The organism is Wolbachia endosymbiont of Tettigetta isshikii, from assembly GCF_041154185.1.
Taxonomy (GTDB): Bacteria; Pseudomonadota; Alphaproteobacteria; order Rickettsiales; family Anaplasmataceae; genus Wolbachia.
In genome coordinates this window covers 1-1,557 of sequence record NZ_JBFTEN010000041.1, presented here as the reverse complement: position 1 = coordinate 1,557, position 1,557 = coordinate 1, and the positions used below count along the sequence as shown (strand labels likewise).

The 1,557-nt window shown below is 36.2% G+C and carries 1 pseudogene; it reads right to left on the bottom strand.

Features of this window, described 5'->3' with window-relative positions:
* Positions 1-272: 272 nt before the first annotated feature.
* Positions 273-1,378, bottom strand: a pseudogene (locus tag AB6N09_RS05625) (D-alanyl-D-alanine carboxypeptidase family protein).
* Positions 1,379-1,557: the final 179 nt, after the last annotated feature.

The window sequence follows — 1,557 nt, the reverse complement described above, 5'->3', positions numbered from 1 at the left end:
ACTCCACCACCATAATTAAGGGAACTGGAGGAATTTGTCAAGTAGTTTTTTTGTTTCTGTTGGATGACGTTATAACTTTTTTCACTGTTGTCTATCGGCTTTCTATGTAGTGGAATTTGGTATAAGTTACAGGACGGCAAAAATTGTCATTCTGTATACAGCAGGGCAGGCACTAGCCCTCTTTGTTGTTTTCCTTTCTCTTGTTTTCTTTATTGCTAGTGTTGCTTTCTTTGCATATGCCTAACTTTCTGGTATAATGCACTATTTAAGCTTTAAAACAACATTCTAAAAAACTTTTCTACGTAATTTAATTCCTGCACATCATTTACTGCATAAAGTGGTGTTGTTTGCTGCTCAATACCATGTATTTCTATAAGAACTTTGCCTACTTCTTGCCCTTTTTTAATTGGTGCAGGTATCATATCTTTATATTCAACACGCACCTTAATTTTATCATGCAAGTTGCGACTATAGGTTATAGTAATATCGTTTGCAACTATGATGGGCACTTTCATGTCTTTTCCGTACAGAACATTTATTTCCTCAACTACATCGTCCTTAGCGAATATCTTTCTAGTGCTAAAATGATTTAAGGAATACTGTATCAGTCTTTTTGCTTCTTCTATTGGCTCTCTTTCAGTACTCAGCCCATTTACAACGGCAAAAATTCTCCTGTCGTTCCGTTTTGCAGATACTACAATTCCGTAACCGCTAGCGTTTGTATAGCCGGTTTTTAGGCCATCAACTCCGATATTGTGAAAAAGTAGAAGATTTTTATTTTTTTGTAAAATGTCATTATACGTCAGATATTGCCCAGAGAACAAGCCGTAATACTCGGGGAAACCAGTGAAAATCCTCTTCGTCAATATTGCCAAATCTTTTGCACTCATGAAATGATTTTCATCCGGCCAACAGCTTGAATTGACAAAGTGACTGTTGTTCAGATTTAGATTATGCGCAACTTCGTTCATTTCCATTACGAAACTCTCTTCTGACCACGCAATGCCCTCAGCTAGTGTGATGCAAGCATCATTACCTGAAACTATTACAATTCCTTCGAGCAGTTCTTTCACCGTAACAGATTGACCTTCCATTAAAAACATAGAAGAGCCTTTCCTTTCCCACGCTTTTCTACTTACTCGAAACTCATCTTCCATGTTGATTATTCCGGCTTTTAGGTAATCGAAGGCAACATATAAAGTCATTAACTTGCTCATTGAAGATGGGGTCATTTTTTCATCGGAATTGTGCTCAAAGATGAACGAATCTGAGGCTAAATCTAAAACTACTGCTTGGTTTGCTTTGGTTCTAAATTGATATGAATATGAAGGAAAAGAGAGCAAAAAACTGATAGTAAGATTACCAGTTTGCCTAATATATCCATAGTTTCAAATTTAAAGTGCACTAATCAATAGTATAGTTTTGCAGGGGTATTTCAATAGATCTCTTGCATTTACATAAAAAACGGTAGCCTACTTTGTAGCTACACTAACCATAGAAATAGAACAAAAAACTACTTAACAACCTTCGCCGTTACCCTTATAATGATACTGAAGC